This is a genomic window from Streptomyces sp. NPDC031100 (assembly GCF_055570785.1).
In genome coordinates, this window is record NZ_JBVIGN010000017.1 from 38,918 (window position 1) to 58,740 (window position 19,823).

Below are 19,823 nucleotides of genomic sequence, written 5' to 3' on the forward strand. Positions count from 1 at the left end.
CAAAGGTCACGCACGCAAGGTCCAGAAGGAGGAGCAGGCAGGACATACTCAGAGGGTGACCGACAACGCTCCCGCCGCCCCCGGGACCGCCGCGCCGTACGACGCCGTCGTGCTGGCCGGCGGCGCCGCCCGGCGGCTCGGCGGGGCCGACAAGCCCGGGCTGCGGGTCGGCGGGCGCGCCCTGCTCGACCGGGTGCTCGCGGCCTGTGCTGGCGCGGCCACGACGGTCGTCGTCGCCGACCCCCGGCCCACCGCCCGCCCGGTGCGCTGGGCACGCGAGGATCCGCCCGGCGGCGGACCGGTCGCCGCGCTGGAGGCGGGCCTCGGGCTCACCACCGCCGCGCATGCGGTCGTCCTCTCCGCCGACCTGCCCTTCCTTGAAACGGCCACGCTGCAGCGGCTGTTGACCGCTCTTGAGGACACCGGCGCCGACGGCGCACTGCTCACCGACGCCGACGGCCGCGACCAGCCGCTCGTGGCCGCCTACCGCACCGCCGAGCTGCGCCGCGCACTGGCGGCCCTCGCGACCGGGCACGACGGCCTCACCGGCCTGCCCCTGCGCCGGCTGACCGGCGCCCTCCACCTCACCCGCGTCCCGGACCCGCTCGCGTCCTTCGACTGCGACACCTGGGACGACATCGCCGACGCCAGGGCACGCATCAGGGAGCATGGGCACGTGTTGGATGAATGGATCTCCGCAGTCAAGGACGAGCTGGGCATCGACCTCGACGTCGACACCGGCGTCCTGCTCGACCTGGCCCGCGACGCCGCGCACGGCGTGGCCCGGCCCGCCGCGCCCCTGACGACCTTCCTCGTCGGCTACGCCGCCGCCCAGGGCAGGGGAGGCCCCGAAGCCGTCGCCGAGGCCGCCCGCAAGGCCACCGCACTGGCGCTGCGCTGGGAGGAAGAGAGCAGCGGGGGCGCGGCCGCCCCGGACGCCGGATGACCGCCCCGGGCATCCGGGCCGGAGCGCCCCCCGAGGACAGCGACGACCTCGACGTCGAGGAGGCCCTGGCCCTCGTGAGAGAACCCAAGGACGACGGCACCGTACCCGCGCCCGCCTCCACCGCCGGAGGCGAGCACCGGCACAAGGCCACCCCCTGGCCCCGGGCCCGCGAGATCGCCGCCCGCGCCGCCCGCTCGGGCAGCCGCCGCGCCCCCGTCTCCGTCTCCCTCGCCGACTCCCTCGGCCTGGTCCTCGCCACCCCCCTCGACGCGCTCACCGACCTGCCCTCCTTCGACACCTCCGCGATGGACGGCTGGGCGGTCGCCGGACCCGGCCCCTGGGAGGTACGGGACGAGGGCGTGCTCGCCGGACACGGGCAGCCCGAGCCGCTGACCGACGGCGAGGCCGTCCGCATCGCGACCGGCGCCCGTATCCCGGCCGACACCACCGCCGTCCTGCGCACCGAACACGGCCGCACGGACGCCCAGGGGCGCCTCCACTCCACCCAGGAGGTCAGCCACGGCCAGGACATCCGCCCACGCGGTCAGGAGTGCCGCAGCGGCGACCAGCTGCTCCCCGTCGGCACTCTCGTCACCCCGGCCGTCCTGGGCCTCGCTGCGGCCGCCGGATACGACACCCTCACCGCCGTCCCCCGCCCCCGCGCCGAAGTCCTCGTCCTCGGCGACGAGTTGCTCACCGAGGGGATCCCGCACGACGGACTGATCCGGGACGCGCTCGGCCCCATGCTGCCGCCCTGGCTGCGCGCGATGGGCGCCGAGGTCATCGCCGTACGCCGACTGGGTGACGACGCCAGGGCCCTGCGCAAGGCGCTCACCAGCTCCGACGCCGACCTCATCGTCACCACCGGCGGTACCGCCGCCGGACCCGTCGACCATGTCCACCCCACCCTGGAACGCATCGGCGCCGAACTGCTCGTCGACGGCGTCAAGGTGCGCCCGGGCCACCCCATGCTGCTGGCCCGCACCAAGGAGAACCAGCACCTCGTCGGCCTGCCCGGCAACCCGCTCGCGGCCGTCTCCGGCCTGCTCACGCTGGCCGAGCCCCTGCTGCGCACCCTCGCCGCCCGCCCCGCCCCCGAGCCGTACACGCTGCCGCTCAACGAGGCGGTGCAGGGGCATCCGTACGACACCCGGCTCATTCCCGTGGTGCTGCGCGGCGACCGTGCCGCACCCCTGCACTACAACGGCCCGGCCATGCTGCGCGGGATCGCCGCCGCCGACGCGCTGGCCGTCGTACCGCCGGGCGGGGCGCGGCAGGGGGAGGAGGCGGAGCTGCTGGACCTGCCGTGGGCGGCGGCCGGCATCGGGGTGTGTTTCACGTGAAACTTCCGGGCCATGACGCCAGCGCCCGCCAGGCGGACGAACCCAAGGGACGGTCGGCCGTCCGGACCGTCTGCTCGACGGGGTTGAAGAAAGTTCCCGCGCGAGACGGACGACCTCGTGGTGTGTCGTCCGCGGACACCGGGTCCTCGGCTACGACGATCCGTCCATCGGCACCCTGCAGCTGACGGACCGCCTGATCACCATCGCCCGCGCCGGCCCCGGCGCCCAGGTCACCCCGCACACCCGCCCGCTGCCCCGCGACTGAGCGGGCCTGTCCGTGCGGCGGTGCCTGCGAGGAGTAGCGTCGCCGGCATGCATGCGATCACGATTCCCGAACCTGGCGGGCCCGAGGCACTGGTGTGGGACGAGGTTCCCGATCCGGTGCCCGGCCAGGGCGAGGTGCTGGTCGAGGTGGTGGCCAGCGCCGTCAACCGTGCCGACGTCCTGCAGCGGCAGGGCTTCTACAACCCGCCGCCCGGCGCGTCCCCGTACCCCGGCCTGGAGTGCTCCGGCAGGATCGCCGCGCTCGGCCCCGGGGTCTCCGGCTGGGCCGTCGGCGACGAGGTGTGCGCGCTGCTCGCGGGCGGCGGCTACGCCGAGAAGGTCGCCGTTCCGGCCGGACAGCTGCTGCCCGTGCCCGGCGGCGTCGACCTGACGCAGGCGGCCGCGCTGCCCGAGGTGGTCTGCACCGTCTGGTCCAACGTCTTCATGGTCGCCCATCTACGCCCGGGCGAGACCCTGCTGGTGCACGGCGGCTCCAGCGGCATCGGCACGATGGCGATCCAGCTGGCCAAGGCCGTCGGCGCGAAGGTCGCGGTGACCGCCGGGACGAAGGAGAAGCTGGAGCGCTGCGCCGAGCTGGGCGCGGACGTGCTGATCAACTACCGCGAACAGGACTTCGTCGCCGAGGTCAAGCAGGCCACGGACGGCGCGGGCGCCGATGTCATCCTCGACAACATGGGCGCGAAGTACCTGGACCGCAACGTCCAGGCCCTCGCCGTCAACGGACGCCTCGCGATCATCGGCATGCAGGGCGGCGTCAAGGGCGAGCTGAACATCGGCACCCTGCTGACCAAGCGGGCCGCGATCACCGCGACCTCGCTGCGGGCCCGGCCGCTGACCGAGAAGGCGGCCATCGTGGCGGCCGTACGCGAGCATGTGTGGCCCTTGCTCGCGGCGGGACAGGTCCGCCCGGTCGTCGACCGCGAGCTGCCGATGCCGGAGGCGGCCGAGGCACACCGGGTGCTCGAGGCGAGCGGGCACGTCGGGAAGGTGCTGCTGGTCGCACCGTAACCGGCCGAGCACATCGGCCAGGTGTTGTCGGTAACGCCGTAGTCGGCCGGGCACGTCGGGAAGGCGCTTGCTGGTCGCGCCGTAGGCGGCGGCCGGTCAGCTGCGCCGTACGCGCAGGCCCACGAACGCGAGGCCGAGGCCCAGCCCGATCAGGACCAGGCCGGTGCCCAGGGGCAGGATCTGCAGTGCGGGCTCGGCCGCGGCTCCGCCCTGGTGGGCCGGGTTCTGGGCCTCCGGGCGCTGCGGCGGCCGGGCGGGGTTCAGTCCGGCCTCCTGAGGCGTGCCGGAGGCCGCCGGGGTCCGGCCCGGGAGGTCCGCGGTCTCCGGCTCCGCGGAGCCGTCCTCCGGATCGGCGGTGTCGCGGGGACCGGTGACCGTGCCGTCGTCGTCGCCCTCCTCCTCGGCGGCCGGCCCGTCCGGCCGGCCCGGCCGCATCCGGCCCTCACCGGGGCGGCTCCCGGCCCGCGACGGCTCGGCCGCGGCGGAGGAGGAACGGGAAGCGGAGGCCCGCACGATGGGGGAGGCGGACGCCGTGGGCCGGTCCGAGGGCGAGGGGGAGCCCGGCGGCGCGGCCTGGACGCCGTACGAGGTCGCCGTGCCGTACAGCGGCGCAGCCGCGGCGAGGCCGAGTACCAGCCCTGCGCAGCGGATCGTGAGTCGCAGCCTTGGAGTCACGTCGGTGACCTCCCGGAGCCCAGACGTCGAAACACCGACGTCAGCCAGACTCACATTTCCTGGCATAGAGGGCATTCCGGGTTGGGCCGATGGGTCTAAACGGTGGATCAGCCCCATGAGGGGGCACCACGGTGGTGAGGTGTAGGCGTGCGAGAGAATGGCGGCATGGAGATGCCGAGGAACGAACGGTCACCGGAGAATCCCCAGATCCTGGTCGTGGGCCAGGACGGCATGGCGATTGGCGGCGGCGCAGACGAGGACTCCCGCGAGACCCCGGTGACGGAGCAGGTCGAGCAGCCGGCCAAGGTGATGCGGATCGGCAGCATGATCAAGCAGCTCCTGGAGGAGGTGCGCGCAGCTCCCCTGGACGACGCGAGCCGGGCCCGGCTCAAGGAGATCCATCGCAGCTCGGTGAAGGAGCTGGAGGACGGGCTGGCGCCGGAGTTGGTCGAGGAGCTCGAGCGGCTCTCCCTGCCGTTCACGGACGACGGAACCCCGAGCGATGCGGAACTGCGGATCGCGCAGGCCCAGTTGGTGGGCTGGCTGGAGGGCCTGTTCCACGGGATCCAGACGACGCTGTTCGCCCAGCAGATGGCCGCGCGGGCCCAGCTGGAGCAGATGCGCCGCGCGCTCCCGCCGGGCATGGGCCACCACGAGGGCGACGACGACCCGCGCACGGGCGGCCGCTCGGGCGGACCGTACCTGTAAGCACTCCCCACGCTCCCGGCAGCAAAGGGCCCGGCGGTCGTCCGCCGGGCCCTTTCCCATGCCTGCATCTCTGCCGTGGTCCGGCCGGTCCCCGCTAGGGGTTGCCGCTCGACACGTTGAGCTGGATCTCGACATCCTGCGGGTTGACGTCCGTGCCCTGCTGGGGGAACTGGTCGATCACCGCGCCCTGGCCGTACGTGTTCTCGTTGACTTCCTTGGTCGTGATGCGCCAGCCCGCGGCCGCCGCGCACTCCTTGACGGACTTGATGTATTTGAACCGGAAGTCCGGGAGCCGGATCTTCTTCGGGTCGTTGTACGACTCCTGCGGCTCCGTGCAGTCGGTCTTCTCGACCGTCTTCGACTTGTCCGGCCCCCGGTAGCCCGCCGCGTGGGTCGACGCCGACGGGCCGGCGTCGCCGCCGCCCTGGTCGTCCGTGGTGCCGCCGTTCAGCGTCAGCGCGACGATCAGGCCGACGACCGCGACGAGGGACACCACGATCGACCCGATGATCACCGGCTTGTTGCTCTTGCCGCCGCCCCCGCCGGCCGGCTGGGCCACGGTCTGGGGCGTGAGGTTGTACGGCGGCGGGGTCGCGGGAGCCTGCTGCCCGTACATCGCCTGCGGGGTCTGATAGCCGCCCTGCTGCGGGTACCCGTACGCCGGGGCCGGGGCGGGCGCCTGGGTGCCGTACGGGTTCGGCGGTGGCGTCGGCTGGTACGGCGTCTGGACCGGGCCGGTGGGCGCCGGGGTCGCCTGGTCGATCGGCGGGAACACCGCGGAGCCGACTCCCGAGCCGCTCTGCGTCGGGGCGCTGCCCGGCACGATGCTCGGGGCCGCCGCCTGGAAGGAGGCGGCGACGCGCAGGCACTCGTCGCGCATGGACTCGGCGGTCGGGAAGCGCTCGTTCGGGTTCTTCTTCAGCGCGCGGGCGATCAGCGCGTCCACGGCGGGCGGAAGGGAACGGTTGATCGAGGAGGGCGCGACCGGCTCCTCCTGGACGTGCGCGTACGCGATCGCCAGCGGGGAGTCCGCGTCGAACGGCAGCCGCCCGGTGACCAGCTGGAACAGCATGATGCCGACCGAGTACAGATCGGAGCGGGCGTCCACGCCACGGCCGAGGGCCTGCTCGGGCGAGAGGTACTGCGGGGTGCCGACGACCATGCCGGTCTGGGTCATCGAGGTGACGCCGGACTGCATGGCGCGGGCGATGCCGAAGTCCATCACCTTGACGACGCCGCGCTTGGTCATCATCACGTTGCCGGGCTTGATGTCGCGGTGGACCAGCCCCTTCTCGTGACTGATCTCCAGCGCCGCCAGCACGTCCGCGGTGATCTTCAGGGCCTTGTCGGCGGGCATCGCGCCGTACTGCCGTACGTCCTCGTCGAGCACCGAGCCGAGCGGGCGGCCCTCGACGTACTCCATGACGATGTACGGCATCGTCGCGCCGTCCAGATCGTCCTCGCCGGTGTCGAAGACCGAGACGATGTTGGTGTGCGTGAGCTTGGCCACGGCCTGCGCCTCGCGGCGGAACCGCTCGCGGAAGGCCTGCTCCCGGCCCAGCTCGGTGTGCAGCGTCTTGATCGCGACCTGGCGGTCCAGCACGGCGTCGTACGCCAGGTGGACCGAGGCCATGCCGCCTTCACCGAGCAGATCGCGCAGCTGGTAGCGACCGCCGGCCAGTGCCCGTCCCGCGTACCTGCCCTGTGCGCCGTCGTGGCTCATCTCTCCGCGTCCCCCACCGGCCGTCCGGCGCCGTCCTTGAGCGAACATGCCTTGATCGAATGTGTCATTCCCGGCCAAGTCTGCCCCAGGGCACTGACACGTCAAGCTCGGTGCCCGTTCCGTGACCGTACGCGAAAGAAGCGTCGCGGAAGCGTTACAGGGGGCGTACGACCGGCGCACAGAATTTGCACGAGAGCGCGTGCTACGGGTTTCATGGCCGGTCCGGTCGGGCCGGTCCCGGTACCCATATCGGACCGGAGGCTTGCGCGAAGGCTGTAGCGTGGCCGACGGAGACCGTAACAACACCGCGCGCACCGCGGGCAGAAACGACGGCGAGGACCGATGGCACAGACGCACAGCGCCCAGGGCCCGTCCGACCCCGAGGCGACTGGCGGCGGTATGTCAGACACGCCGGAGATGTGGGGCAACGGAGGGCTCGTCGGCGACGGCCGGTACCGGCTGACGCACCGGCTGGGCCGGGGCGGCATGGCCGAGGTGTTCGCGGCCGAGGACGTCCGTCTGGGCCGCACGGTCGCGGTCAAGCTGCTCCGTGCCGACCTGGCCGAGGACCCGACGTCCAAGGCCCGCTTCACGCGCGAGGCCCAGTCGGTGGCCGGGCTCAACCACCACGCGATCGTCGCCGTGTACGACTCCGGCGAGGACTTCGTGGGCGGCCAGTCCGTGCCGTACATCGTGATGGAGCTGGTCGAGGGCCGCACCATCCGCGACCTGCTGATGAACGCCGAGGCGCCGGGCCCCGAGCAGGCTCTGATCATCGTCTCCGGGGTGCTGGAGGCGCTCGCCTACTCGCACCAGCACGGCATCGTGCACCGCGACATCAAGCCGGCCAACGTCATCATCACGCACAACGGCGCCGTCAAGGTGATGGACTTCGGCATCGCCCGCGCCCTGCACGGTGCTTCGACAACGATGACACAGACCGGCATGGTCATGGGCACCCCGCAGTACCTGTCGCCCGAGCAGGCGCTCGGCAAGGCGGTCGACCACCGCTCCGACCTCTACGCGACCGGCTGCCTGCTGTACGAACTCCTCGCGCTGCGGCCCCCGTTCACCGGCGAGACCCCGCTGTCGGTGGTCTACCAGCACGTCCAGGACATCCCGACCCCGCCCTCCGAGTTCTCCGACGGCTGCCCGCCGGAGCTGGACGGCCTGGTCATGCGCTCGCTCGCCAAGGAACCCGACGACCGGTTCCAGACGGCCGAGGAGATGCGCGGCATGGTCCAGTACGGCCTGCAGATGCTGTACGACCAGGGCGGCCACACCGGCACGTGGAACACCGGCCCGGTGGAGACGCACGACGGCCGCAGCACCCCGGCGGGCGGCTTCGCGGGGACGACCGCGATGCAGCACCCCGGCGACTTCGGCGCCGGCACCGCGCAGATCCCGCAGCCGATCCTGCCCGCCGGGTACGGCGGCGACGACGGCGGCTTCGAGGGGCACGGCAACAAGGGCAGCGGCCGCGGCAAGCTGTGGATCCTCGCCGTCCTCGCGGTGATCGCGATCGCGGCCGGTGTCGCGCTGGCGCTGCAGAACACGGGCGGCCACGGCGGCGCGGGCACCGATCCGACGCCGTCCCACTCGAAGACCACGAAGGAAGAGACGCCCAGCGAGTCGCCGTCCGACGACCCCACGGACGAGCCCACGGACACGACCACGGACGACGGCTCGGGCACGGGCACCGGTTCGGAGTGGGGGTCGCCGTCGTACTCGCCGTCCTCGACCCCGTCCGACACGGCCACCTCCGACCCGACCGACGAGCCGACGGACCCGCAGACCTCGCAGGAGCCGACGGATCCGGAGACCTCCGCGCCGCAGCCGACGGACCCGGCGGACGGCGGCACGGACACGGGCACCACGATCGGCGGGACGGACGCGGGCACCACGGACGGCACCACGGCCGGCAACGGGACTTGAAGGCCACCGACGCCGTCGGCCCCGGCAACGGCCTGAGGCGTCACCGGCAGGCCACCCCACGCGCGCGTGCGAGCAACGGCTCCACGCGCGCGTGGAGCCCCGCCCGACCGTGCCCGGCCTCGTCCGGCGGTCAGCCCACGAAGGCGTCGCACACCGCGTCGTACTCCCGCGTCCACCACACCGCGAGCGCCGAGGCGGCCGGGAACTGGCAGTCCGCGCGGGTGTCGCCGCGTTCGTAGTGCCAGCGCAGCATCCAGAAGTCGTTCAGGCGCTCCCACCACACCCGGTGCACGGCCGCCGCGAGCTCCGAGGGCGTGGCCCCGGCCGCGCGCCGGTACGTGCGCGCGTACGCCCGCACCTTGGGCAGGTCGAGCGCCCCGGCTGGCCGTACGAAGAAGATCGCGGCGGCGCGTACGGCCTCCTCGGCGCGGGGCTGCACGCCGAGCCGGTCCCAGTCGACGATGGCGGCCGGGGCGTCGCCCTGGTAGAGCACGTTGAACGGGTGGAAGTCGCCGTGTACCCAGCCCACCGAGCCGCCGCGCGGCGGGCGCCGGTGGGCGTGCTGTTCCAGGAGCGCGCGGCGCTCCAGCAGGCGGTGGCGGGCCAGTTCGTCGAAGGCGTCGGCGGGGCGGTGGCGGCGCACGTGGGCGAGCAGGCCGTCGATGAGGGCGAAGGTGTCGGCCGGGTCGGCGCTCTCCACGGGGTGGGGGCTCGTTGCGGGGCGTGCGCGCCCCTTGGGTGGCATCACGCGTTCCAGACAGGCGTGTACGGCGCCCAGGAGCGCTCCCAGGCGTGCGCTCGCCCCGCGGGTGAGCTGGCCGCCGTGGCGGTGCCGGCCGTCGATCCAGGGGTGCAGGGCGTAGGCGTGGCCGCCGACGACGGCGACCGTACGGCCCTCGCGGTGCGCGAGCGGCGGGGCGACCGGGACGCCGAGGTCGGCCAGACGCTGGGTGGCCCGGTGCCGGCGCTCGATGGCGGCCGGGTCGGCGGTGTCCGGATCGAAGTGGTGCTTGAGGAAGTAGCGGCCGCGGGTGGTGCAGAGCCGGTAGCCGCGGTTGAGCAGCCCCTGGTCGACGGGTTCGCAGGTGAGGGCGGTACCGGCGGCGTACAGGCGCAGCAGGGCGCCCAGAGGGGGCGCGTGGGACACAAAGGGTGGTACACATGAGCGCGGCACGCGCCAGATGTTAGGGCACGAAAAGCAGCCGTGAGCTGGGGCTTGTCACAGGCAGTCTCCGTCGGTCGCTTTCGGTCACGCGATGAAAAGTTCGATAAAGAAACTCTGGTCGCCCCTCAATGGCTTCCGCAACTTTTCCGCCTGTATGCGGGCCACGTAGGCGGCCGCCTGGGAACGCCGCTGCATCCGAGTTTGGCGAGCAGGCTGGAAACGTAGTTCTTGATCGTCTTCTCGGCGAGATGGAGTCCCGCACGGCCTGCAGCAGTTCGTTGCCCCGGATCGCTTTCAGGACGTACCCGGAGGCGCCCGCCATGATCGCGTCGAAGAGGGCCTCGTCGTCCGCGAACGAGGTCAGTAACAGGCGCTTGACCCACGGCGACGTCGGGTCGGGTGGCCGGAATCCGCACCAGCGCGTCGGCCGCCGTACCGGCCTCGCCGACCACCTCGAAGTCCGCTTCGACGGAGAGTATTTCGTGGACGCCACGGCGCACGACCTCGTGGTCGTCCAGCAGGAATACCCGGATTTTTCCGTCTTCGCGCACGAGGGCAGTGTCACACATTGGCTCTTCCCGTGCCCGGGGTGGCCGGGATAACGTGCCGTTGCTCCGGCCTCCTGCAAGGCTGTGACCAGCGGCCTTCCGGCCCCTGCGGATTTACTTGGAAATCCAAGCAAAAACGCAGGTCAGGAGGGGTTTCACAGAAATGTGGAGCACTGGGTAACGTGAAAGTTGCAGGGCGCTCGCCGGGGCACCTGTCACGCCTGTTCCCGGCCGAGTGGCACCCACCCCGTGCCCGGTGGTCGAAACAGGTGAGCCGCACTGGCCTACCGGCAACCCCGGGGGCCGGAACGACGGAGGAGCACACGTGACCGTGGACAGCAGTGCCGCGCGCAAGCCGCGACGCAGCGCCGCAGGCAAGGCCGGCACCACCGGCACCAGTACCGGTACCACCGGCACCAAGCGCACCACCCGCACCACCAAGAAGAGCACCGACCCGGAACTCGTGCAGCTCCTGACGCCCGAGGGCAAGCGGGTCAAGAACGCCGAGTACGACGCCTACGTCGCCGGGATCACCCCCGAAGAGCTGCGTGGCCTGTACCGCGACATGGTGCTCACCCGCCGCTTCGACGCCGAGGCCACCTCCCTGCAGCGCCAGGGCGAGCTGGGCCTGTGGGCCTCGCTGCTCGGCCAGGAGGCCGCTCAGATCGGCTCTGGCCGTGCCCTGCGCGACGACGACTACGTCTTCCCGACCTACCGCGAGCACGGCGTCGCCTGGTGCCGCGGGGTCGACCCGGCCAACCTCCTCGGGATGTTCCGCGGCGTGAACAACGGCGGCTGGGACCCGAACAGCAACAACTTCCACCTGTACACGATCGTGATCGGCTCCCAGACGCTGCACGCCACCGGCTACGCGATGGGCGTCGCCAAGGACGGCGCGGACTCGGCCGTCATCGCCTACTTCGGCGACGGCGCCTCCAGCCAGGGCGACGTGGCCGAGTCGTTCACCTTCTCCGCGGTCTACAACGCGCCGGTGGTCTTCTTCTGCCAGAACAACCAGTGGGCCATCTCCGAGCCCACCGAGAAGCAGACCCGTGTGCCGCTCTACCAGCGCGCGCAGGGCTTCGGCTTCCCGGGCGTGCGGGTCGACGGCAACGACGTGCTCGCCTGCCTCGCGGTCACCAAGTGGGCGCTGGAGCGCGCCCGCAACGGCGAGGGCCCGACCCTCGTCGAGGCCTACACCTACCGCATGGGCGCCCACACCACCTCCGACGACCCGACCCGCTACCGGGGCGACGAGGAGCGGCAGTCCTGGGAGGCGAAGGACCCGATCCTGCGCCTTCGCCGGTTCCTCGAAGCCTCAAACCACGCGGACGAGGGATTCTTCGCGGAACTCGAGGCCGAGTCCGAGGCGTTGGGCAGGCGAGTGCGCGAAGCGGTCCGTTCCATGCCGGACCCGGACCACTTCGCCATCTTCGAGAACGTGTACGCGGACGGGCATGCGCTCGTCGACGAGGAGCGAGCCCAGTTCGCCGCCTACCAGGCGTCGTTCGCGGACGCAGAGGGGGTCTGATCATGGCAGCCGAGACCAAGACCATGGCATTGGCCAAGGCGATCAACGAGTCGCTGCGCCGCGCCCTGGAGACGGACCCCAAGGTCGTCATCATGGGTGAGGACGTCGGCAAGCTCGGCGGCGTGTTCCGCGTGACGGACGGCCTCCAGAAGGACTTCGGCGAGAGCCGGGTCATCGACACCCCGCTCGCCGAGTCGGGCATCGTCGGCACCGCGATCGGCCTGGCCCTGCGCGGCTACCGCCCGGTGGTGGAGATCCAGTTCGACGGCTTCGTCTTCCCGGCCTACGACCAGATCGTCACCCAGCTCGCGAAGATGCACGCCCGCGCCCTGGGCAAGGTCAAGATGCCCGTCGTCATCCGTATCCCCTACGGCGGCGGCATCGGTGCGGTCGAGCACCACTCCGAGTCCCCCGAGGCGCTGTTCGCGCACGTGGCGGGCCTGAAGGTGGTCAGCCCCTCCAACGCGTCGGACGCCTACTGGATGATGCAGCAGGCCATCCAGAGCGACGACCCGGTGATCTACTTCGAGCCCAAGCGCCGCTACTGGGACAAGGGCGAGGTCAGCACCGAGGCGATCCCCGGCCCGCTGCACAAGGCGCGGGTGGTCCGCGAGGGCACGGATCTGACCCTGGCCGCCTACGGGCCGATGGTGAAGCTGTGCCAGCAGGTCGCGGACGCGGCCGCCGAGGAGGGCAAGGCTCTGGAGGTGCTGGACCTGCGCTCGGTCAGCCCCCTCGACTTCGACACCATCCAGGCCTCGGTGGAGAAGACCCGCCGCCTGGTCGTGGTCCACGAGGCGCCGGTGTTCTTCGGCTCCGGTGCGGAGATCGCCGCCCGGATCACGGAGCGCTGCTTCTACCACCTGGAGGCCCCGGTGCTCCGGGTCGGCGGCTACCACGCCCCGTACCCGCCGGCGCGCCTGGAGGAGGAGTACCTGCCGGGTCTGGACCGGGTGCTCGACGCCGTCGACCGTGCCCTGGCGTACTGAGGAGAGGGTTCGTGACGACGATGACGGAAGCTTCCGTACGCGAGTTCAAGATGCCCGACGTGGGCGAGGGACTCACCGAGGCCGAGATCCTCAAGTGGTACGTCCAGCCGGGTGACACGGTCACCGACGGCCAGGTGGTGTGCGAGGTCGAGACCGCCAAGGCGGCCGTCGAACTCCCCATCCCCTACGACGGCGTGGTCCGCGAGCTGCACTTCCCCGAGGGCACCACGGTGGACGTGGGCACGGCCATCATCGCGGTGGACGTGGCCGGCGGTGCGGCAGCTCAGGCGCCGGCCGCCGAGGAGCCGAAGCCGGCACCGAAGGCGGAGGAGCCCAAGGCGGAGGGCCGCCAGCCGGTCCTGGTCGGCTACGGCGTGGCCACCACCTCCACCAAGCGCCGCCCGCGCAAGGGCCCGGAGGTCACCGTCCCGGCGGCCGCCGCCCAGGCCGTCCAGGCCGAACTGAACGGCCACAGCGCCCCGGCCCAGCCACGCCCGCTGGCCAAGCCGCCGGTGCGCAAGCTGGCGAAGGACCTCGGCGTCGACCTGGCCACGATCACCCCGTCCGGCCCGGACGGCGTCATCACCCGCGAGGACGTCCACGCGGCGGCGGCGCCCCAGGCCGCCGAGGCCGCCGCGCCGGTCGTGGAGACCGTTGCCCCGGCCCCGGTTCCCGCACCGGCCGTGACGGCCCCCGCCGTGACCTACGACGGCGTCCGCGAGACCCGCATCCCGGTCAAGGGCGTTCGCAAGGCCACCGCCCAGGCCATGATCGGCTCGGCGTTCACGGCCCCGCATGTCACGGAGTTCGTGACGGTGGACGTGACACGCACGATGAAGCTGGTGGAGGAGCTCAAGCAGGACAAGGAGTTCCAGGGCCTGCGGGTGAACCCGCTGCTCCTGATCGCCAAGGCCCTGCTGGTCGCCATCAAGCGCAATCCGGACATCAACGCGTCCTGGGACGAGGCCAACCAGGAGATCGTGCTCAAGCACTACGTCAACCTGGGCATCGCCGCGGCCACCCCCCGTGGCCTGATCGTCCCGAACATCAAGGACGCCCACGCCAAGACGCTCCCGCAGCTGGCAGAGTCCCTGGGCGAGCTGGTGACCACGGCCCGCGAGGGCAAGACGTCCCCCGCGGCGATGCAGGGCGGCACGGTGACCATCACCAACGTCGGCGTCTTCGGCGTCGACACCGGCACGCCGATCCTCAACCCCGGCGAGTCCGCGATCCTCGCGGTCGGCGCGATCAAGCTCCAGCCATGGGTCCACAAGGGCAAGGTGAAGCCACGCCAGGTCACGACCCTGGCACTGAGCTTCGACCACCGCCTGGTCGACGGCGAACTGGGCTCCAAGGTGCTGGCGGACGTGGCGGCGATCCTGGAGCAGCCGAAGCGGTTGATTACCTGGGCGTGACGATCCTCGGCAGGTAACCTCTGAGGCCTGAAGGGGGCGGCCGCAAATTCGTCTTGCGGCCGCCCCCTCTCCTACAGGACGCTCAGGTCCGGTTGAGCACGTACACCGGCGCCCCGTCCTCCGCCGCGCCCTGCGAAAGGATGCAGGCGTGCTTGCGCAGCAGGCGGAGGCATTCGTTGACCCGGTGCACCGTCAGACCGGTACGGGCCGCGATCGATTCGAGCGGCTCGCGCAGTTCACCCTTCTCGACGAGAACCGGGGCGATGACGACGGCCACCGTCCACACGTCCTCCGTCACGGACAGCCGTTGCCGCCAGTCGGCCAGCACGGTCTCCGTGGTGGGCAGCGCCGTGAGGTGGCAGCCGGGCGCCCGACGTTCGAGGACGAGGGCGTCGAATCGGTCCGCGATGCGTTCCATCGCCCGGACCAGGGCCTGTTGCACGGCGAGTGTGGCCTTCTGCGTGGCCAGGGTCTCCCTTTGCGTGGCCAGCGTTTCCCTCTGGATCGTCGGCATCTCCTTCTGCAGCGAGATCGATTCGCGCTGCCCGTTCGCCAACTCCTCGTCCAGCTGAAGGTTGTGCGCCTCAAGCCGGACGATGGCTTCCGCGACCTGCTCGGGCATGGCGTACGCGATGGGCGCGCCCGGGTCGGCCGGCTGCACCTCGGCCTCTTCGAGAGTGTAAGAACCCTCCCGCTGGACGGTCTCGATGACCTCGGCGGCCCACTGCTTGAAGGGGGCGCAGGAGGGTTTGGTGCAGGCCTGGACGAGGATGATCAGGCCCTGGAGATCGATGAGTTGCAAGTCTCGGCGCCACTCCCGACCTGCGGGAATGCTGAGACCGTAACCCCCAGTTACGGTCTCGAGAATCTCTCGGTGCTCGTCGGGGACATGGTCGGAGAGAGCCTTCCTCGAGTTGGTGTGCCCGAGTTCCTTACAGACATCCACCGCCGGAAACCAATGACTCCCGTCCGGCATGGTCAGTCGTCGTACCCGGGCTCCGGTCGCCGCGTACACGAAGTCGCTGACGTCGATCGCCTCGTGCCGCTCGCCCGCGTTGGGCCGCTTCCTGGGTTCGTTCATGTGAACCACCTCCGCTGCGGAACGTAGGGCGGAGGAAACCGAATATGCCAGCTGCAACCGGAATGTTCACCATTGAGAGGGAAGATCGCCGATTCCCCTGGCGTGGACCGCAGTTGAGCGTAAGAAGGGCGGCCTCACGCGGTCCTCCGCGCTCATGGCCGGGGCCACCGTCGTGTCTCGGGCGACCGGGCTGATACGGCAGGTGCTGCAGGGGGCCGCGCTCGGGAACGGGCTGCTGGCGACCACGTACAACACGGCGAACAACCTGCCGACCAGTCTGTACATCCTGCTGATCGGCGGCGCGCTGAACGCCGTGCTCGTGCCGCAGCTGGTGCGTGCCCGTGCCTCCCACCCTGATGGAGGGCGTGCGTACGAGCAGCGGGGGTGACCCTCGTCGTCACCGTGCTGGCCGCCGGGACCGTACTCGCCGTCTGGGCGGCCCCGCAGATCGTGAGCGTGTACATGAGGGACACGCCGGACAGTCATCAGGCCTTCCGGCTCACCGTCGTCTTCGCCCGGTTCCTGTTGCAGCAGATCTTCTTCTACGGCCTCTTCACCATCCTCGGTCAGGTCCTCAACGCCCGCGAGACATCGCGCTCGCCACCGCCTGCCATCTGCTGCTGCCCGCACGCTGGGCCGTCACCGGCATGGCCGGCGCCTATACCCTCTCGTACGTCGCCGGCCTCGCCGTAACCGCCCGCCTGCTGGCCCGCCGCACCGGCGGCGGCCTGGACGACGGCACCCTGCGCGGCACGTACGCCAAGCTGCTGGGCGCGGGCGCCGCGGGCGCGGTGGCGGGCTGGGCGGCGGCGCGGGCCTGCGCGGCAGCCCTGGGCGGGGGCGGTACGGCGGTGACGGCCCTCACCACGATCGCCGGCGCCCTCGCCCTGGCGGCGACATACCTCGTCCTCGGCCGCCTGCTGCGCATCACCGAACTTCGGCGCGTGCGACTGACCGGCCTCCGCTGAGATCCGGCACCCTGTGTAGGCTCCCGTCGCCGAACGGGAGGTTGGACTTGGGTACGTGTCTGCGCAGAGCCTGGCCGGTTGCCGCGCTCCTCGCGGGGCTTCTGAGCGCCTGCGATGCGACCGTGGATCCCACGGACCCCGCCAACTTCAGCTCCGTCGTCTTCGTCAACGACACCGACTCCCCAGCCGTCCTCTTCGAGTGCGTCGACCGCCGTGGACATGACTGCCACGACATGAGCGGCCGGCTCGCCCCCGGAGAACGCAGCGAGCAGCGGGTGTACTGGGGTGCGGGTCCCGATCCCTGGCAAGTCCGGGACATGCGGGGTCACATCGTCGGCTGGGTGGTCGTGAATACGCCGCGCCGTGAGTCCGGAGCCGTCTACCACCTGGGCGATGCCGGGCCCCGGCCCGGCAAGCCGACGACTCCGCGCACCTCGCCGCACCCGGACCCGATGCAGTAAGGGGAAAAGTCCAGGGAACCTTTCGCCCCGACCCCGACTCCTGACCCGGCGACGCGGACCCGACGGGGGACCGCACCGGCCCGAGAGGGGGCATGCATGGCGTCGCACAGCGACACCGAGCGGCCGATGCCCGAGGACGTACGTGCCGCGCACCGCCGGCTGGACGTCCGGGGTGCTCGACTGCACCTCGCCGAGTACGGCACCGGCGAGCCGCTGCTCATGCTGCACGGCTTCCCGCAGCACTGGTACGCCTGGCACAAGGTCGCCGCGCTGCTGCCGGACGGGTATCGGGTCATCTGCCCGGACCTGCGCGGCTTCGGCTGGTCCGAACGCACCCCGCGCGGCTACGACATGGACGCCCTCGCCGAGGACGCCCTCGCGCTGCTCGATGCGCTCGGTCTGGAGCGGGTCGGGCTGGTCGGGCACGACTGGGGCGCCCATCTGGGGTTCCGGCTGTGTCTGCGGGCGCCGGAACGGTTCACCGGGTATCTGGCGCTGAACATGTCCCATCCCTGGCCCCGGCACCGCGCCGTCCTGCCCAACCTGTGGCGGATGTGGTTCACCGCGTTCGTCGAGTACCCGGTGCTTGGACGGGCCGTCCTGCGGCACTGGCCCGGCTTCACCCGCTTCCTGCTGCGCCACCAGGTCGCCGACCCCGCGGTGTGGACGGACGCCGAGCTCGCCGAGTACGCGGCCGCGACCGCCGCGAGCGCGCCCGCCGTGCAGTCCCTGTTCTGGCAGTACGTCCTGCGCGACATCCCCGCCCTGGTCCGCGGCACCTGGAAGCGGCACCGGCTGACCGTGCCCACGCTGCTGCTCGGCGGGGAGCGGGACGTCGTGGTGGCGCCGTCGCTGCTCGTCGGCGCGGAGCCGTACGCCGACGAGCTGACCGTGCGGCTGGTTCCGGGCGCCGGGCACTATCTGCCGCAGGAGCGGCCCGAGGAGGTGGCGGAGGCCGCGCGGAAACTCTTCGGCGAGCCGCGTTAGCGCAGCTGCGCACGCTCGGTGACCCGGCGTAGGAACTCCCGTCCGCGCCGGTCGCCGAGCAGGCGGCCGTAGAGCCACTGGACCGGGCGCAGGGCGGTGGGGCGTGTCGCGCCGAGGACGGCGAAGCGCGTTCCGTCTCCCTCCGGTACGGCCGCCATGCCGCCCACGATCAGGCGGGACTGCATCAGGCACCAGCCCGGGGCGAGGCGTACATCGAAGGCCTCGCGCAGGCCCGAGCGGCCCACCGCCAGCGCCCGCTTGCGGTCCGCGTCACCCGGCGGCACGCGGAACTCCCGCAGGAACGGCACCAGATGGGGCAGCTCGGCGGACAGATTGGAGGCGACGGCCCACACCTGCTCGTAGGGCAGGGGAAGGTGCTCCTCGGTGTACAGACCGGCATGCAGGCCTGCGGCCAGCACACGCAGGCGTCGTACGGGATCGGTGTTCATCGCGACCACGCCTTCCGGAACGAGGAACGGGCCCGGTGCAGCCGGGACTTGACGGTGCCCGTGGGGACCCCGAGCAGTTCGGCGACGGCGGCCTCGTCCAGGCCCTCCAGCTCGCGCAGGACCAGTACCGTGCGGTGCCGTACCGGCAGCCGGGCCAGCACGTCCCGGACGTCGGCGGGGTCGGCCGGTTCCTCGACCGCGGTGCGCCGGGCGACCCGTACCGCCTCACGGACGGTCACCGTGCGCACCCAGCCGTAGAAGGCGAGCGGATCGCGTAGTGCGCGCAGCCCCTTGAAGACCGCCACCAGTGACTCCTGTACGGCGTCGGGCACGTCGTTCGGCGCGATCGGGCGGCACAGCCGCGTCACGTATGGCGTCACGAGTGTCAGCAGCTCGTCCATGGCCAGGGCGTCCCCGCCCTGCACGGCCCGGACCAGCGCCGCGGCCGTGTCCCACGGCTCGGCAGCCTCCCCCTGTGTGTCCATGACGGGGTCACCCTACGCGACGGGCCCGCCGCGATCCGCGACGGGCCCGTTCTGCAGGGTGGCTGTCAGCCGAGCCTGGCGAAGGCGTAGTTCATGAGCTTCTTCGCGTCCGCCTCGCGGTTCGGGATGGAGGTGGAGGCGAGGACGGTGCCGATGACCGTCTTGTTGTTGCGGGTGGCGGCGAAGACGAGGCAGTACCCGGCCTCGGGGCCGGAGCCGGTCTTCACGCCGATGGTGCCGCTGTAGCTGCTGAGGAGCCCGTTGGTGTTGGTCCACGGGTTCATCGTGCGGGTGCTGCCCGTCTTGGTGATCGTCTTCGCCGTGTACGACTTCGTCTTGACGATCGTGCGGAACGTCGAGTTCTTCATCGCGCTGCTGGCGATCTTCGTCAGGTCGCGCGGCGTCGAGTAGTTGGAGCCGCTGCCGATGCCGTCGAACGAGTCGAAGTGCGTGTTCCTCAGGCCGAGATTCCTGGCGGCGGTGTTCATCTTGCCGATGAAGGACTTCACGCGGTCGGGCCTGGTGGTGCCGGTGCCGAACTTGTCGGCGAGCGCGTAGGCGGCGTCGCAGCCGGACGGCAGCATCAGCCCGTACAGCAGCTGGCGGACGGTGACCTTGTCGCCGACGATCAGGTGCGCCTGGGAGGCGTTGTTCCTGACGACGTAGTCGCTGTACTCCTTCTGGATCGTCACCTTGGCGTCGAGGTTGAGGTTCGACTGGGCGAGCACGACCTTGGCGGTCATGATCTTGGTGGTGGAGCCGGTGGAGCGCTTGTAGTCCGCTGCCTTGGTGTACAGCGTCGAGCCGTTCGCGTTGTTCATCACGTAGCCGCCCTTGGCGATGATCGAGGGCGTCGTGACGGCCTGTGCGGGCGTCGCGGTGAGGGCCCCGGCGGCGACCAGCGCGCCGGAGGTGAGGGCGACAGCGCTTGCTCTGCGGATGCGGCGAGTGCCCTTGATGCCGGTAATCAAAGTGATATACCCCGATTGTCTTGAATGCCCCAACTGTGCGGCCGAGTTGAAGTGGGGGAGAGAACAGGGCCGCACGTGTGTGACACGTAAGTAGCACAGAAGGTTGTGCACCGGCTGCGAGAGATCTGCGTCACGTCCGCATGCTGGACG

General features: G+C 71.5%; 18 protein-coding genes and 3 pseudogenes. 13 read left to right on the forward strand and 8 right to left on the reverse strand.

Translation table 11 applies throughout. From position 1 onward, the window contains the following. The first annotated feature begins 55 nt into the window (after positions 1–55). From ACZ5DS_RS36465 to ACZ5DS_RS36480, 4 genes and pseudogenes are all read left to right on the forward strand, one after another. Positions 56–946 carry an NTP transferase domain-containing protein gene (locus ACZ5DS_RS36465; RefSeq protein ID WP_468247247.1) on the forward strand — a complete coding sequence of 297 codons (891 nt, stop codon included), beginning with the start codon at positions 56–58 and terminating at the stop codon, positions 944–946. After that, entirely contained in the window at positions 943–2,289 is a 1,347-nt protein-coding gene (locus tag ACZ5DS_RS36470) for a molybdopterin molybdotransferase MoeA (RefSeq protein WP_468247249.1), read from the forward strand. Before ACZ5DS_RS36465 ends, ACZ5DS_RS36470 begins: the two co-directional genes overlap by 4 nt. A 90-nt stretch (positions 2,290–2,379) precedes the next feature. Then, a pseudogene (locus ACZ5DS_RS36475) lies at positions 2,380–2,554 on the forward strand (Ion channel protein); the annotation flags it as partial. A gap of 47 nt (positions 2,555–2,601) precedes the next feature. After that, positions 2,602–3,582: an NAD(P)H-quinone oxidoreductase gene (locus ACZ5DS_RS36480; RefSeq protein WP_468247251.1), complete on the forward strand. Its 981-nt coding sequence runs from the start codon at positions 2,602–2,604 to the stop codon at positions 3,580–3,582. 96 nt (positions 3,583–3,678) lie between these two features. Here the strand turns inward: ACZ5DS_RS36480 and ACZ5DS_RS36485 are convergent, their stop codons facing one another. After that, the gene (locus ACZ5DS_RS36485; protein WP_468247253.1) at positions 3,679–4,257 is read right to left on the reverse strand and encodes a hypothetical protein; all 579 of its coding nucleotides are present in this window, start codon (positions 4,255–4,257) and stop codon (positions 3,679–3,681) included. Between the two features lie 165 nt (positions 4,258–4,422). Here ACZ5DS_RS36485 and ACZ5DS_RS36490 point away from each other — a divergent pair, with 165 nt between their 5' ends. Beyond that, positions 4,423–4,965, forward strand: coding sequence for a bacterial proteasome activator family protein (locus ACZ5DS_RS36490; protein WP_468247255.1), 543 nt, complete (start codon positions 4,423–4,425; stop codon positions 4,963–4,965). A 94-nt stretch (positions 4,966–5,059) separates the two neighbouring features. Here the strand turns inward: ACZ5DS_RS36490 and ACZ5DS_RS36495 are convergent, their stop codons facing one another. Continuing rightward, complete coding sequence (locus ACZ5DS_RS36495) at positions 5,060–6,688, reverse strand: protein kinase domain-containing protein (RefSeq protein WP_468247257.1); 1,629 nt, start codon at positions 6,686–6,688, stop codon at positions 5,060–5,062. Positions 6,689–7,030: 342 nt separating this feature from the next. On the opposite strand from ACZ5DS_RS36495, the gene ACZ5DS_RS36500 reads away from it, so the two are divergent. Continuing rightward, positions 7,031–8,623, forward strand: coding sequence for a protein kinase domain-containing protein (locus tag ACZ5DS_RS36500; RefSeq protein ID WP_468247258.1), 1,593 nt, complete (start codon positions 7,031–7,033; stop codon positions 8,621–8,623). Positions 8,624–8,753: 130 nt separating this feature from the next. Here the strand turns inward: ACZ5DS_RS36500 and ACZ5DS_RS36505 are convergent, their stop codons facing one another. Then, positions 8,754–9,770 (reverse strand): phosphotransferase, encoded by a 1,017-nt coding sequence (locus ACZ5DS_RS36505; protein ID WP_468247260.1) that lies wholly within the window; start codon positions 9,768–9,770, stop codon positions 8,754–8,756. A gap of 102 nt (positions 9,771–9,872) precedes the next feature. Further along, a pseudogene (locus tag ACZ5DS_RS36510) lies at positions 9,873–10,339 on the reverse strand (hypothetical protein). A 322-nt stretch (positions 10,340–10,661) separates the two neighbouring features. On the opposite strand from ACZ5DS_RS36510, the gene pdhA reads away from it, so the two are divergent. From pdhA to ACZ5DS_RS36525, 3 genes are read left to right on the forward strand one after another with little or no spacing between them, the layout of a single operon-like run. After that, positions 10,662–11,867, forward strand: coding sequence for a pyruvate dehydrogenase (acetyl-transferring) E1 component subunit alpha (gene pdhA / locus ACZ5DS_RS36515; protein WP_468247261.1), 1,206 nt, complete (start codon positions 10,662–10,664; stop codon positions 11,865–11,867). 23 nt (positions 11,868–11,890) lie between these two features. Next, the gene (locus ACZ5DS_RS36520; protein ID WP_468247595.1) at positions 11,891–12,856 is read left to right on the forward strand and encodes an alpha-ketoacid dehydrogenase subunit beta; all 966 of its coding nucleotides are present in this window, start codon (positions 11,891–11,893) and stop codon (positions 12,854–12,856) included. A gap of 11 nt (positions 12,857–12,867) precedes the next feature. Further along, a complete protein-coding gene (locus ACZ5DS_RS36525) occupies positions 12,868–14,271 on the forward strand; it encodes a dihydrolipoamide acetyltransferase family protein (protein ID WP_468247262.1) in 1,404 nt (467 codons plus the stop codon). Positions 14,272–14,353: 82 nt separating this feature from the next. Here ACZ5DS_RS36525 and ACZ5DS_RS36530 read toward each other — a convergent pair whose 3' ends face one another. Further along, positions 14,354–15,352 (reverse strand): BRO-N domain-containing protein, encoded by a 999-nt coding sequence (locus ACZ5DS_RS36530; RefSeq protein ID WP_468247264.1) that lies wholly within the window; start codon positions 15,350–15,352, stop codon positions 14,354–14,356. Positions 15,353–15,506: 154 nt separating this feature from the next. Between ACZ5DS_RS36530 and ACZ5DS_RS36535 the strand changes: the two are divergent. The 4 genes and pseudogenes from ACZ5DS_RS36535 to ACZ5DS_RS36550 form a co-directional block, all read left to right on the forward strand. Beyond that, positions 15,507–15,940, forward strand: a pseudogene (locus ACZ5DS_RS36535) (lipid II flippase MurJ); the annotation flags it as partial. 59 nt (positions 15,941–15,999) lie between these two features. Beyond that, positions 16,000–16,320: a hypothetical protein gene (locus ACZ5DS_RS36540; protein ID WP_468247265.1), complete on the forward strand. Its 321-nt coding sequence runs from the start codon at positions 16,000–16,002 to the stop codon at positions 16,318–16,320. A 122-nt stretch (positions 16,321–16,442) separates the two neighbouring features. Further along, entirely contained in the window at positions 16,443–16,781 is a 339-nt protein-coding gene (locus ACZ5DS_RS36545) for a hypothetical protein (protein ID WP_468247267.1), read from the forward strand. A 96-nt stretch (positions 16,782–16,877) separates the two neighbouring features. Next, complete coding sequence (locus ACZ5DS_RS36550; protein ID WP_468247269.1) at positions 16,878–17,768, forward strand: alpha/beta fold hydrolase; 891 nt, start codon at positions 16,878–16,880, stop codon at positions 17,766–17,768. On the opposite strand, the gene ACZ5DS_RS36555 is transcribed toward ACZ5DS_RS36550, so the two are convergent. The 3 genes from ACZ5DS_RS36555 to ACZ5DS_RS36565 all read right to left on the reverse strand — a co-directional run bounded on the left by ACZ5DS_RS36555 (position 17,765) and on the right by ACZ5DS_RS36565 (position 19,673). Further along, a complete protein-coding gene (locus tag ACZ5DS_RS36555) occupies positions 17,765–18,217 on the reverse strand; it encodes a hypothetical protein (RefSeq protein ID WP_468247270.1) in 453 nt (150 codons plus the stop codon). The two genes, ACZ5DS_RS36550 and ACZ5DS_RS36555, sit on opposite strands and share 4 nt — an antisense overlap. After that, the gene (locus ACZ5DS_RS36560) at positions 18,214–18,702 is read right to left on the reverse strand and encodes an RNA polymerase sigma factor (protein ID WP_468247271.1); all 489 of its coding nucleotides are present in this window, start codon (positions 18,700–18,702) and stop codon (positions 18,214–18,216) included. Before ACZ5DS_RS36560 ends, ACZ5DS_RS36555 begins: the two co-directional genes overlap by 4 nt. A gap of 65 nt (positions 18,703–18,767) precedes the next feature. Continuing rightward, positions 18,768–19,673: a D-alanyl-D-alanine carboxypeptidase family protein gene (locus tag ACZ5DS_RS36565; RefSeq protein ID WP_468247273.1), complete on the reverse strand. Its 906-nt coding sequence runs from the start codon at positions 19,671–19,673 to the stop codon at positions 18,768–18,770. Between the last annotated feature and the right edge of the window lie 150 nt (positions 19,674–19,823).